Source organism: Mycetohabitans rhizoxinica HKI 454 (genome assembly GCF_000198775.1).
Lineage (GTDB): Bacteria > Pseudomonadota > Gammaproteobacteria > Burkholderiales > Burkholderiaceae > Mycetohabitans > Mycetohabitans rhizoxinica.
This window is the reverse complement of sequence record NC_014722.1, coordinates 1,946,220-1,958,899: the sequence shown is the minus strand read 5'-3', so window position 1 is coordinate 1,958,899 and position 12,680 is coordinate 1,946,220. Positions and strand designations below refer to the sequence as shown.

10 protein-coding genes, 2 tRNA genes and 2 pseudogenes are annotated in these 12,680 nt (G+C 57.4%); 7 read left to right on the top strand and 7 right to left on the bottom strand.

Translation table 11 applies throughout. The features are described 5' to 3' along the window. Positions 1–5 precede the first annotated feature (5 nt). From RBRH_RS08520 to RBRH_RS08510, 3 genes are all read right to left on the bottom strand, one after another. Positions 6–485 carry a DUF3318 domain-containing protein gene (locus tag RBRH_RS08520; RefSeq protein WP_013435775.1) on the bottom strand — a complete coding sequence of 160 codons (480 nt, stop codon included), beginning with the start codon at positions 483–485 and terminating at the stop codon, positions 6–8. Beyond that, positions 482–874: a phage holin family protein gene (locus RBRH_RS08515; protein ID WP_013435774.1), complete on the bottom strand. Its 393-nt coding sequence runs from the start codon at positions 872–874 to the stop codon at positions 482–484. Before RBRH_RS08515 ends, RBRH_RS08520 begins: the two co-directional genes overlap by 4 nt. 121 nt (positions 875–995) lie before the next feature. Beyond that, complete coding sequence (locus RBRH_RS08510; protein ID WP_041754360.1) at positions 996–1,298, bottom strand: ElaB/YgaM/YqjD family protein; 303 nt, start codon at positions 1,296–1,298, stop codon at positions 996–998. Positions 1,299–2,466: 1,168 nt separating this feature from the next. Here RBRH_RS08510 and RBRH_RS17305 point away from each other — a divergent pair. The 3 genes and pseudogenes from RBRH_RS17305 to RBRH_RS08500 form a co-directional block, all read left to right on the top strand. Then, positions 2,467–2,925: a copper chaperone PCu(A)C gene (locus RBRH_RS17305; RefSeq protein ID WP_013435769.1), complete on the top strand. Its 459-nt coding sequence runs from the start codon at positions 2,467–2,469 to the stop codon at positions 2,923–2,925. A 539-nt stretch (positions 2,926–3,464) separates the two neighbouring features. Then, positions 3,465–3,773: pseudogene (locus tag RBRH_RS18945) on the top strand (transposase); the annotation flags it as partial. Positions 3,774–4,311: 538 nt separating this feature from the next. Beyond that, a pseudogene (locus RBRH_RS08500) lies at positions 4,312–5,043 on the top strand (lytic polysaccharide monooxygenase); the annotation flags it as partial. Between the two features lie 213 nt (positions 5,044–5,256). On the opposite strand, the gene RBRH_RS08495 reads toward RBRH_RS08500, so the two are convergent. Next, positions 5,257–5,333: transfer RNA gene (locus RBRH_RS08495), tRNA-Pro, on the bottom strand. 231 nt (positions 5,334–5,564) lie between these two features. On the opposite strand from RBRH_RS08495, the gene RBRH_RS08490 reads away from it, so the two are divergent. Beyond that, a complete protein-coding gene (locus RBRH_RS08490) occupies positions 5,565–5,732 on the top strand; it encodes a hypothetical protein (RefSeq protein ID WP_157864407.1) in 168 nt (55 codons plus the stop codon). A 126-nt stretch (positions 5,733–5,858) separates the two neighbouring features. Then, positions 5,859–6,677: a GNAT family N-acetyltransferase gene (locus RBRH_RS08485; protein ID WP_013435764.1), complete on the top strand. Its 819-nt coding sequence runs from the start codon at positions 5,859–5,861 to the stop codon at positions 6,675–6,677. A gap of 58 nt (positions 6,678–6,735) precedes the next feature. On the opposite strand, the gene RBRH_RS08480 is transcribed toward RBRH_RS08485, so the two are convergent. Together RBRH_RS08480 and RBRH_RS08475 are read right to left on the bottom strand one after the other, a co-directional pair. Continuing rightward, entirely contained in the window at positions 6,736–7,434 is a 699-nt protein-coding gene (locus tag RBRH_RS08480; RefSeq protein ID WP_049786403.1) for a peptidoglycan DD-metalloendopeptidase family protein, read from the bottom strand. A 111-nt stretch (positions 7,435–7,545) separates the two neighbouring features. Then, positions 7,546–8,454, bottom strand: coding sequence for an aldose epimerase family protein (locus RBRH_RS08475; protein ID WP_041753695.1), 909 nt, complete (start codon positions 8,452–8,454; stop codon positions 7,546–7,548). A 579-nt stretch (positions 8,455–9,033) separates the two neighbouring features. Here RBRH_RS08475 and RBRH_RS08470 point away from each other — a divergent pair. Beyond that, positions 9,034–9,882 (top strand): undecaprenyl-diphosphate phosphatase, encoded by an 849-nt coding sequence (locus RBRH_RS08470; protein WP_013435760.1) that lies wholly within the window; start codon positions 9,034–9,036, stop codon positions 9,880–9,882. 178 nt (positions 9,883–10,060) lie between these two features. Beyond that, positions 10,061–10,137 (top strand) — tRNA-Arg (locus tag RBRH_RS08465). A 24-nt stretch (positions 10,138–10,161) separates the two neighbouring features. On the opposite strand, the gene RBRH_RS08460 is transcribed toward RBRH_RS08465, so the two are convergent. Further along, positions 10,162–12,549, bottom strand: coding sequence for a hypothetical protein (locus tag RBRH_RS08460; protein WP_041753694.1), 2,388 nt, complete (start codon positions 12,547–12,549; stop codon positions 10,162–10,164). Positions 12,550–12,680 lie beyond the last annotated feature (131 nt).

The following is a 12,680-nucleotide window of genomic DNA, read 5'->3' as shown; positions in this document are numbered from 1 at the left end:
ACGTCCTAAGCGTCCCTATGGGCATCACGCGAGTGCGCGGTTGGGCCGGTGTGCCTTGCGGCGGCGGCTGGCATGCTGCGTTGTGGGCGTACCGCCTTCCACAGCTTGTAGCCGCGCCACGCGATGGTGCCCACCACGGTCCATTTCAGCAACGGTTTGGCGTTGCGCATCACCATGCGACGCACGGGGCCGGAGAACGCGGCCGACGCGATCGAGCCGAGCACCGGATGCTGACCCAACAATGCGCCGATGGCCGGAAGCCGGCGCAATGAGCGGAACCGACTGATGCCGGGCATCAGCCGGCCAAGCCAACTGAACTTTGTGACGCCTTGGCGCAGTTCTTGGCCGGCTTGAGCGATGTCCAGCCGGTCGAGATCGGCGCGCGCCAGCAAGAGCTCCTTACGGATCGCTCGCACCTTGGGATCGCCCGACCCGCGCACTGAGGCTGGTTGGGCAAGACGGCTGTTGGAATAGGGATGGTTCATGGCGATGGCTTGCGGAAAATGGCACGGTCCTTGTCGAATTCGGCTAGCGTTTCCTCGAAAATCAAAGGTGCGCGCCGCACGCTCGAACGCGCCTTGTGCACGCAGGCGAGTGCCGCGATAACGTATAGCGCGGTGAGTCCAGCCAACGCCTGCCATCGATACGTTTCCCAGAACGCCGCGGCGATCAGGACGGTTAGGGTGATCAGCGCCATTGTTGCAAACATCATGGCCGCGAGGCCAGCGAACAATGCACCGAGCAGCCGCTCCTTTTCTTCCGCGAGTTCGATACCGATCAACTCCAGGCGCGTTTGGAGCAGGGAAAAGACCGATCCGATCAGGCGTCGCAGTGGGCCGTGATTCGGCGGTGACGATTGAGTGTCGTGGCTCATTAGCAGATTGCGCAGGGCGCGGCAGGCGGGACGTTCAATTAGCCACCGCGTCGCGCGCAGGCGGGACGCGGTAACACCAGGTACTGGCAGGCGCGACGCGCAGGCGTCGTCGCACCCAGCCCTACTTGCGGTTGATCAGCAGTCCAATCAATATGCCGACCCCGGCGGCGACACCGATGGATGTCCATGGATGATCGTGGACGTAATCGTCCGTGGCACGAGCCGCCTTCTTGCCTTTTTCGACGACCACCACTTGAACATCGGCCGCCTTTTCCTTTGCTTGCTTCAGGCGCGCAAGGGCCTTTTCGCGCAATTCGGTCGCGCGTTCGCCCGTCGTGCTTGCTGCTTGCTTGAGCAGGTCCTCGGCGTCCGACAGGACGGTTTTGATATCCGACATTAAATTCTCCTTGTTAACTTCCGTCATGACTGCTCCTGCGACAAACTTGCCGTCATCAATATCGTAACGGAACTGTGCTGCCATGGCGAGCGTGCTAGCCAATTCTGTCCTGACGGGAAGGACCTTCCGGCCATGTAAAAGCTGCCTGGGCTATGCCAACGCCGGACAGAAGATTATCCTTTGCCGCATCGGATAATGCGCACGCCTACCTGATTCAGTCAAATTTCGTTGCGAGCCGGACACTGGACGATCAACGGCATGCGGCGAGGGCAAGCACAATGTTAAGCGTACCGTCGTGCCATCGAAATACCTGCGTGGCTGCGCTTTCAAGAGAAAGCAGAATTCGGACCCGCTAGCGTCGATAACGAACCAACGAGTGGTCTTTGGTCGGTCTTGCGCCGGGTAATCTCCCCTAAAAACCCGCCGGGACCAAAAGTAAAATTTCTCGATGATGGCGTTTCACCGAATAAAGAAGCCGAGATTTGAGGACAACTAGATCATGGATGCGCTCAAGCGCGCGGCGGTGGGGCTGGCGGTACCGCAGTTGTGCCGGAACTAGGCAGCAGCATGACAACGTTTTACAAATGGCGCTCGAAGTACAGCGGCATGGACGTGCCGCTAATCGCGGCCCTGAGCGGATTGACGCGTTCAAGCCCAGTCAATATGCAGATCGCATCTAGAAATACGCCGATTGCTTTATTCAGGTTGATTTGGTTGGCAAGCGCTACATTTATTACGAATTACGGCATGCACTGAACCTTACTGTGTTGAGAACGACTGAAAATTCAATAGTCAACGATCAAATTCGGAAGCCGCTAAATGGTGTGATATCGTCGCGGGCTGTGCACAACGGAAGTCATGCTCAGGCGCGGTGCGATGACCGCAAGAAGCACGCGGATCGCTTTCAAGTGAAACCACCTAAACCAGTAAATCTAACACGAGCGCACTTGATCGTGGGGTGGCCGCATCTTGGTCAAGCTAGAAGTGTTGGCTAAGTACCACACAATCAAAATTATCTATTTGTGCAATTTGACTTCGATGGTTACGCTGCTATGTAACGTTTAGCCATTTAGGTACTTGTATATATTGAACCCAAAAAGGAGGTGCGAGAAATAGGTTAAGGCTCAAATTCAATCTCCAAGTGGAATTTCGATTTAAGCGGCACTTTTAATCATTCATCTAAATAGGAAAAATCATGAAATTGCTTGCTCTGCTGTTAACTGGTGTATTGACTTGGCTTTCCCCTATCTCGGCATCTGCCAAACTGCCCGTGTCGTCTGACATCACATCAGTGGAAAAGTCAGTATGGATACGCTGGCTACCTAATGCACTGCCTGCTGCTGGCTATATCACCTTGAAAAACAGTTCTGAACAGCCAGTTGATGTCACGAAGATCAAAAGTCCAGATTACCAAAATATTGCGATCTATCAAACTGTAAACGATGCAGAATCTAGTAAAATGGTTAAATTGGATAAATTTACCATCCCGGCAAAAGGAGAATTTGCGCTGGTTCCGGGTAAATACCACTTAATGTTTGAAAAACCAACTCATTTGATTACGCCGGGCAACGATGCTAGAGTTATTTTCTTTCTTTCGGATGGCAAGGTTTTTAAAGTAAAAATGCCAGTGCGTACGTCGCCAGAACTTTATTAAAAAATGAGTGGCTAGATATTGCACAGTCAGTCATGATGCAATACGTGTCCTCAGGGAGGCGCACACTTAAAATCAGTGTGTGCCTCCCGCAAGCCAGCTTGGCACAGTGCTAGAACGCAGCAAGACGGCACGCCGATGATGCGCCTTGAATGCAGCGTTCTGCTCGGTCATCGGCAAGGCTATGCCTTCTTTGCGAAATAATGGCCCTAATTTTTAGATGGGTCGAACAAAACTAGAAACCTTGTAAAGACGGCGGGCGTATTACCCTTGCGGATCTTGTATGAGTCGCGTTGTGCGTAAAAGCAAAAGCAAAAGCAGCGCATAATGCGCGTGTTTCTGTTTGTTTTTTCGATTGGTGCATTGACCAGTGCCTGATAGTGATAACCCTGTGTCGCGACGTGAAGCTAAATACTCGGCGCTGAACAATCTACCCAGGCTTATGCAGCAATGAAATGGTGTTGGGGAATGGCAAGACGCAAGCATATTAGTATGAGTTTGCTGCAAATTTCGACGGGGTTTGGAGGAGGTCGAAGACGCCGGTGCCAGAGGGGGCACCCGCCGCTGCGCGCGCAGATCAACTTGAAGCATCTGTTGGTGCAATCGGCCGATCTGTTCGATTGGGATCGGTTGAGTAGGCGGATGAGTGTAAGCTTCGTCTCGCAGCGGGGTCGGCCGGCGAACTCGCCCCATTGGATGGCCACGCTACTGTACTTGCAGCACGCCTTTGCTCTGTCAGACAAGGAGTCGTCTGGCAATGGATGGAAAACCCGTATTGGCAACTGTTTACCGGCCAGACATACTTGCAGACAAAGCCTCCGATCGGTTTGTCGAGTTTGACGCGCTGGCGAGGATTGGACCCGTAGTACTCGTTGGCTTCGTCTTAAGTTAATCGTAACTGTTTGGCGAGTTTTGCGTGCCCTTCACCACGCGAAGCCCGCCCTCGTATGTGCACGGCCCGTGCGTGTTTGCTGGCTCATGAAAATTTCTTGCGAAAGCAATACACCTGGTCTACAGTGAGTTCGAAAGCAAGTCAGAAACTTACGATATTTAGAGACGTGATCTGAGGAGACGCTTTGGTGCGTAGTCAACTAGAAGAAAAACGGGTTAAGGGCTGAAAAATCGCAAAGCACCACGAGGCTGATATTGAGCACGAAAAAGTGAGCCGCACGGAGAAGTGCGACTGGAGCCACGCATCGAGTGGCTTGCATCACTCAGCGTGTTTAAGTCAGCTTGCGTGGAGCCGGCGGCAAGCGGGCAAGGAGTGAATCGGCGTATCCGGTAGGTACGTCGGTTGGCTGTTGCAGTGGTGTTGGGCGCTGTAGTTATCGCCTAACTATTTGGGAGCTGGTGTGGTGCAAGCTGAATTTTTATCTCAAGGAGAAAGCGATGAGACGAAATTTGGGGCGTTCTAGCCGGGGCTGGCGTGCGACCTGGCTATGGTTAGCGGGGATGGCAAGCTTAAGCGGCATGGTGCAGGAAGTGAGCGCGCATGGCGCGGTAGGCTTTCCAATCGCCCGACAGTATCAATGCCATTTGGACGGAGGCTATTGGTCGTCACCTGACGGCTCCGGTATTCCGAACGCGGATTGCCTGGCTGCCTATCGCGCAGGTGACAACAGTGCTTATCCGTTTGTGCAGTGGAACGAGCTTTCCGCCAATCCAAGGAATCCCGAGGATTTTGACGAGGTCAAACGCGCCGTGCCCGACGGGCTACTGTGCGCGGGAGGTGATCCGCGTAAGCAGGGACTAGACCGCGCACCAACGACCCTTTGGCGTAAAACCAAAATTACCCCCAAAAATGGTGCGATAGAGCTGACCTGGGAAAATACGACAGCGCATAATCCTTCACGCATGCGTGTGTTTATCTCCAAGCCCTCATATGATCCGACTCGGCCCCTAAGCTGGTCTGACCTTGACCTGATTTACGATGCACCCGCCCCGGTCCCGGTGCCAGCTAATGGCGCAGGCCATTTGCCGAATGTCCAGTCATTTTATAAACTGAACGTTCCTATTCCGGAAAACCGGGTAGGCGATGCGATTCTTTACAGCTACTGGCAGCGTATAGATGCAGGCAACGAGGGCTTTTTCAATTGCAGTGACGTAACGATCGTGCGTGAGTAAGCAAGCACACCAGCGTTGAAGTGGGCTGAGCTGGCGCTCTCTGAGCGTCCAGCTCTGTGCTTTGCGGCATGTCCCACTCAGTGGAATATACCTTCATATTCTGAAATCGAGTGCCGCTTAAGCATTCGAAAGCAGAAAATTTTTGAAGAGAATAGGGAGAATAATTTGAAGACGGCGACCGTCAGGGTCGCCGAATCTTTGTAAAAATATTGGTCGGAGCGATAGGATTCGAACCTACGACCCTCTGATCCCAAATCAGATGCGCTACCAGGCTGCGCTACGCTCCGCCGAATTGCTGATTATAGTTGAACGATTGGTGCGACGTCAATTTTTTCGGTGCAGTGCACTGTGCTGTATCGATGTATCGTGTACTGTGCCCGCTCCCGTAGTGGGCGCATCAGTGCGCCGGACATGCGCGCGTCATCGCCGCCGTGCACACTGTCGAACTGCAATCGGAGCTGTCCTCGCGACTGAATTCGGTGCAACAGTCAATGCTGTGCACGGGCATCGTAACGACAATGAATCTAATTCTGTGGCGTCATGCCGACGCCGAATACCTTCCCGAACGTAAAACCGATCTGCTGTTTGGTGACGAAGCGAACTGGGGCCTCAAAAAGGCGGGATCTGGTGGACATCCAACCGCCGCCGCGACGAACAAGCGCAGGCTGTGCTGCGCGCCGTCGTGAATCCGGACCTTGTGTGATTCGTGTCGATTGCGTATGTTGTCACCGAATCATCCTGTTTGCCACCACACGTCACCGCTGATTTCTACATTGCACGCAACCTTTCTGTAATTTTGACAGGACACGCCAATGCGAGAGTTGCCGAATCCTACCTTGCCGCTTGCGTCCATTCCCCTCGATTCACGCAGGAGTCTTCCTCGGCCGCAAGAAACGGTTGCTGGACAACATCATCTCGGCGTGGCCTGGGCACGGACGGAAGAAGAGCTTCGCGAAGCACAAGGGCTGCGTTATCGTGTCTTTGCAGAAGAAATGGGAGCGCAACTCAAAGGCCCCAAGGGCCAGGACGTCGACGAATTCGACGCGTACTGCGATCATCTGCTAGTGCGCGACCTGAACTCGCTGCAGGTCGTTGGGACCTATCGTGTGCTGCCACCGTACCAGGCGGCACGCATCGGCAAGCTGTATGCAGAAAGTGAATTTGACATTTCGCGCCTTACGCATCTGCGCGCCAAGATGGTCGAAGTCGGGCGCTCGTGCGTGCACTCGGACTACCGTAGCGGCTCGGTGATCATATCGCTATGGGCGGGACTGGCTGAATACATGCTGCAAAACGGCTATGAGACGATGCTTGGCTGTGCGAGTGTCCCGATGGCGGACGGCGGGCATTACGCGGCCAACTTGTTCGCGTCGCTGCGGGACGCGTCGATGACTGCGCCAGAGTACCGGGCCTTCCCCCATACCCCGCTGCCGACGGACGACCTTGCCACCGGCTCTGCGGTATCCCCACCGCCGCTGATCAAGGGCTATTTACGCCTAGGCGCGAGGATATGCGGCGCACCCGCATGGGATCCGGATTTCAACGTCGCAGATTTCCTCACGCTGTTCCGCCTCGCCGATATCAACAAGCGCTACGCGCGCCACTTCCTGGGCGAGCTTAAATTAAGTTGATCCGCGGGATGGGAACGGTGACAAGCATTGTCGTCCGACGCGGGGCGTGCGCTTGCCGTTATTGCGGTGGCAAATAGCGGGCCGGGTCGATCGACTTGCCATCGTATCGCAGCTCGAAGTGCAGTGCGACCCGGTTGCTGTCGCTATCACCCATTTCGGCGATGGTCTGTCCTTGCGTGACGTTCTGTCCTTCCTTGACCAGCAGGGCGCGGTTGTGTGCATAGGCGGTCAAAAAATTGGCATTGTGCTTAATGATCAGCAAGTTGCCGTAACCGCGCAAACCATTGCCGGCATAGACGACGGTTCCGGTTGCGGCGGCGACCACGGGTGTGCCGGGCGCATTCGCGATGTCCACGCCTTTGGAATCCATGCCGTTGAAACGGCGTATGACGTCGCCTCGGGCAGGCCAGATCAAGCGGATCGTCGTGGCGGGCGCCAACGAAGGCCTGACCTTGGCCGTAGCAGTGGTGTTCGGCGCAGCCGCCGCGCTGCGCGACGGCGCCGGACGTGTCGGGGGCGCGACGCGCAGCAGCTGGCCAACTTCGATCACGTCCGGATTGGACAGATTATTCCACCGCGCGATCGCAGCGACGCTTTGGCCGTTTCGTTGGGCGATCCGCGAAAGCGTGTCGCCCCGCGCGACGCGATAGAAGCCAGAACCGACCGGGGCGGAACTGCACGCGGACAGCAACAACGCGATACCGCAGCATACCGTCACGCACTGCACCGAACCGAGGGCGCACACGCGTTGAAACATCGTGCTGCGCCTCTCGGAAAAACCACTTTTTATTCTCTGCATCGAACCTCGCGACGCCCGCAAGGCGCTGGCCGGGCCATGCGGGCGGGGCATAAAACGATTCATTTTACGTCATTCGTCAAGCTCTACGCGGATTCGCAGCACCGCGCGCTCGCTCGCCCCGGGCGCAAGCCAACGTAACCCAAGTCCGTTGTGAATGGCATCTGGCAAACCAAGCCAGGGTTCGATGCAATAGAAATCGGAATCAGGTTTCTCGGTCCACGTCGTGACGGCATACCACGGGATCGAGCCGGGGCGCTCGAGTGCTAGCGTGATCGTGCGGCCCAGTGACGGTGTGTGCAGCGTGACCCGCGCCCCGCCTGACAACGGGTCTAGTGCATGAAAACGGTCGACGATACGCGCGTCGTCGAGACGGTACTCGCGTGCCGCGGCAGCCGCTTCGGCGATCGCACCGTCGTCGCGCTGGTACAGCAGCCGCGCCGGCGGTAACGAGAGCCGGGATTCGCTCCGCAGCCCGTGAGGCAGCGAGAAATAAAAGTGATGACCCGCATAGTACGGCAGCGGCGTGTCGCCGGTGTTCGTTGTCGTGAGGGTCGCGTCAAGGGTGTAGCCGTCGATGAGATGATAGATCGCATCGAACCGGAAACCGAATGGATAGCCGGTGCGGGTCGCGTCGCTGTCCGTCAGCGTCATGTCGATGCGGGCGTTAGCCACGTCGATCGTCGGCTCGAACGGCAGATCGCGGGCGAATCCGTGCATCGGCAACGCCCGTACAACGCCGGCGTGATCGCGCCATCGACCGATTGTGCCATCAACGCGATGCCGGCCGAGGAAGGGGAACAGCAGCGGATTGCCGCCGCGCACCCGGGCGGGCTCGTTCCAATTCGCGTTGTCCGGCCATCCAATGACGTCGTGGCCGCCCACGCGCCAGCGCAATAGACGGCCTCCTGATTGCGGCGCGACCAGCAAGCTGGCGCGCTCACGTTTGAGTTCAATGACATCCTGGTTCTGGAAACGCATCTTGTAATCGAAGCAGAAAAAGTGGGGCGCCCCTGCTGCCGACGGTGCCTGCCCCGGGGTTGTCGAATGCCGTGTCGCCGTCAGGCGCACGGCCTGCCGACGGGCGGGTTTTCCATGATATCGGTGTGTCGCCGGATGTCGGCTATGCGGGTTCTCTCTGGTTGTTCGCCGGCAGATCGCTGTCGATAATCACTCAGACCATACCGTATCGGAGAGGAGATGATCATGGACTTGGCCATGGCGATGGGATGTGCGCTTTTTGGCATGTTTACTGGCGGCACGTTCCTCTTTTTCTATAAGCTGGTTAAATAACTGGTCTGTCGCCTTTGTGCTGCCACTGCCGCGGTCCATGCCGCGGCATCGCGCCACTACAGCACAGGCGTGTTGTGTGAGGTCGTATCGGCGACCGACAAGATTGTCATGGCCTATCGAAGTCCGAGTCCACGCGCAATAAATGTACAACCACGATACTCATCAGCGGCGGCCAGCGTGTGCGACCTGCCGCACGGACAAGCCTATGCCGGCATGCCAAAAAGGAGCCCGCGCTGATGCTGTCATTTACATGGAGGACTTTCTTTCGTGAGCCTTGTGTTTCTGATCTTCCTGAGTGTCTTGCAGGGTGTGACCGAGTTGTTCCCGGTCAGCAGCCTCGGGCATACGCTGCTCGTGCCGGCACTGTTCGACATGCACATCAACAAACATGCGCCGCAACTGTTGCCCTTTCTGGTAGCGCTGCATTTGGGCACTGCTTTTGCGCTGCTGTGGTATTTCCGCACGCGGTGGATCGCGATCATCCAAGGCTTGTTCGGCTCGCTGGGCGGCCGCCGTACCGAGGACGGACATTTAGCCTGGGCGTTGCTGATCGGCACGATTCCGGCAGGCATCGTCGGCGTTCTGCTGGAAAAGCGGATCGAGCATGTCTTTCATGACTTGCGTATCGTGGCATTGGCACTGGTGATCAACGGTATTTTGCTGTGGATCGGCGACCGGTTGCAGCGCGCGCGCGCGGCGCGTGCACCCGAGGCGCGTGTACCTGAGGCGCTAACGTTCAGGCAGGCCGCGCTGGTCGGCATCGCGCAGATCGGTGCGCTGATTCCGGGTTTCTCGCGCAGCGGCTTGACAATGATTGCCGGCGTGGGTGCTGGCATGTCCGCGGAAAAGTCGGCGGAGTTCGCGTTCCTGCTCGGTACGCCGATTATTTTTGGGGCGGGCCTGCTCGAGGTGCCTAAGCTGTTTCACGCACCGGCGCAATTGGCTGACGCGGCGCTAGGAGGCGTGCTGACCGGCATCGCGGCATATCTGAGCGTGCGTTTTCTGATGCGCTATTACGAAGGCCGGGGGCGGTTGGCTTCATTCGGCCTTTATTGCGTGATAGCCGGCTTGGCTTGTCTGGGCTGGTTCTTTTTCCATCCCCAATCGTTGGCGTAGACGTTACGTTATCGCGTAGAGCGAGCCGGCAATCGGAGCCGGCTGCGTTGTTCAGCTATAATTGAGCACCTGTTTGTCTATCGCTCAGTTGGGATAGCGCATCGGTCTTCTAAGCCGACGCGCGAGCCCCGATGGAGCAGCGAACGGGTGATACGCAGTACAATCATCACTCCCTTGACCGCCCTTAGCTCAGTTGGATAGAGCAACGGCCTTCTAAGCCGTAGGCCGCAGGTTCGAATCCTGCAGGGCGGGCCAACAAAATCAAAAAATTAAACGGCATCAGGAAACCGCGTGATGCTGCCTTAAGTCTGGAAATGCGTGTCGTGGCTGGCGCAAAGCCGCATCCGACGCGTCTGGATCTCGCGTCTTAGCCGCTTCGCCATCGTGCCATGCACGGCACAGGTCGATCTGCCGCGTCGCTTGCATCAGCGTTTCAATCAGCTTGCCACGCAGATCACGGTAGCGTTTCGGCGCGCTTTTCATCAGATAGTTCGCGAGCTTGTCGTGGCTTGTTGCCAAGTCGGCGTGGCGCGCGTGCGGATCGACGAGTTCACCCTGTTGCACTGAGATGAACTGGTCGATGGTAATGGCCAGTTGCCGCTCGTGTGCATTCGTCAACGGCAGCTGGCGCTTCAGCTTCCGGCATTGCGCCCGTACGGCCAATGCGTCGCGATACAGTCGCTGATCATATTCTAGATCCTTGTCTAGCCCCACCAGGATTTCTTTCAGCGCGAGGTTGCGCGGCATGTCGGCCGGATGGTTCTCGATGCGGACATCCTCGACGTGCGTGATAGTCGCATCGAGTGGGGCGAATATTGCCTTGAATTGGTGTTCGTGCGACGTGTTGTCGGTGGCGTCCACGGTGCTGAGCCTGACGTCCTCGATGGCGTGCCCGTCTGCAGAGGGGGCGGGCGTGCCGCTCAACTTGTTCACCACGTGCTGATAGGTCTGTATTTTAGCCTCGAGTTTCCTGCGCAGATAAGTGGCCTGAGTGTCTAGCATGTCTTCAAGCAACTCAATCTGGGCCGCTTGCGCTTCTCGTGTCGGTTGGGCGAGCCATGTTTTCAAGCTGCTTCGGGTCAGATACTCGCGCGAGCCGTTCCAAGCTTGCTGGGCGGCGCGCGTCGCGCTGTGCGGGGAGTTTAGCTTGGCACTGTGAGCCAGGAACGATGATGCTGCCTTCAGCCGTCCCAATGAGTCTTGCGCCGTGCGTCGGGCCGTGCTCGCGATAAATTGCTGGGTGGACGGCTTAGTGCCACGCGCGTCGGAATCGCCGGTGTAGACATATTTGTCGTCGTAGCGTTTGCCGAGTTGGTCCGCGACCTGGCTTAGAAATGTTTGACGTCGGTCTTCACGCTGGTATATCTGTTTGTAGAATGCTGATTGCAGCAGCAAGCCGTCCAACGGCGTTGCAATGCTGCTGCCCCAATTGAGCACGTCCATGGATTCCAGGAACGTACGATTCAATTCCGGGTCATCGTCGGTGTAGTAGGTTTGATAGCGCCGCTGCTTGCGGTAGTCGAAGAGCGTGCGCTGCGAGGATGCGCTCATTATAAGCAGCCCGCTTATTGTCACGGCCAGCAGGCCCCCGGCGACGGCGGGATGGGCTATCGCGGCGCCTGCTGTACCGGCGGCGATGGCGCCCGCCACGCCGGCCTTGGTCAGCGTGCTGGCGGCATAGAGGGCGCTGCCAGCGAGGAAGCTGTTGTTCCATCGCGCATAGCTTGTAAAGAACTGATCCCGCTGTTCCGACTTGAGTGATTGGAATCGCGCGTAGCGGTGCAGCCATTCGACGTCTTCAGGGTCTAGAGGGTGCCCGTTCTGACGCAATTGACCGATCAGGGCATCGATATGTGCGTCTTTCAAGCGTGTGTCGGTTGCGGCCTTGGCGGCGCGGAACGCGCTGAGTTGCTGGCGCGAACGATGAACCTTGTATGCACCACTGGCGAGCGCCGTGGCACCGACAAGCGGCTCCAGGCCCAGCGTTGCGAGGCCTGCGACATGATCCAGTGCTGCTGCGGCAGGGCTGTCCGATGCGCACAGGGCAGCTTTGGCGGCAATGCCGACTGAAGCCTTGGCCAGCACGGTGCTGCCGGAAGCGATCGAGCATGCCCCTAATGCGGCGCCGGCACGGTTTTGCTGTCGCGTAAACGTCATCACCTGGCGCTTGACTTCCATGACGGCGCGCAAGCATGTCATCATTGATTGCGCGTCGGTGAACAGTCGGACCGAAGCCGCTTGCGCGGGACGGTTGTGATCCCGCGTTGAGCCGGCAACGCCGGCGAGCCGCTCAAGACAGGCGACCTCTTGTTCGAGTTGCTTGATCGAGTGCTTCAGTTCCTTGTGGTGCCTGGCGGCATGCGCCATTTCTTGAATGCCTGACTTGATCTCCATGACCGCCAGCAAGGCCAACGTGCCGTCGGCACCGATTTTCTCGTTCCGGCTGAAAATTTCCTCGGAGATGCCTGCTTGCTTGAGGGTGTCCAGTGGGTCAGCTTCTATTAATTCGGAAGACTGATCAAGACCGTCGGAAGTGGTTTGCGTGCAACCTTTGAAGACCTGAATTGGGGTGGCCATCGCGGCATACACGCCGCGCATGGCGGTACCTAAGCCCATCCGCGTGATGGCGCGCGGCAGGCGGACATCGCGTTGCGACGCACCTGCCACGGATCTTTCCGTCGAAACGGTCCGCTGCTCGGACGGGGACCGCGTGATGCGGGCTATCAGGTTCCGGCAATTCCGAGCAAGGTCGTGTATCTCGACCAAGCTCAGCGAGGATGAGGTGCTATCGGAGGTGG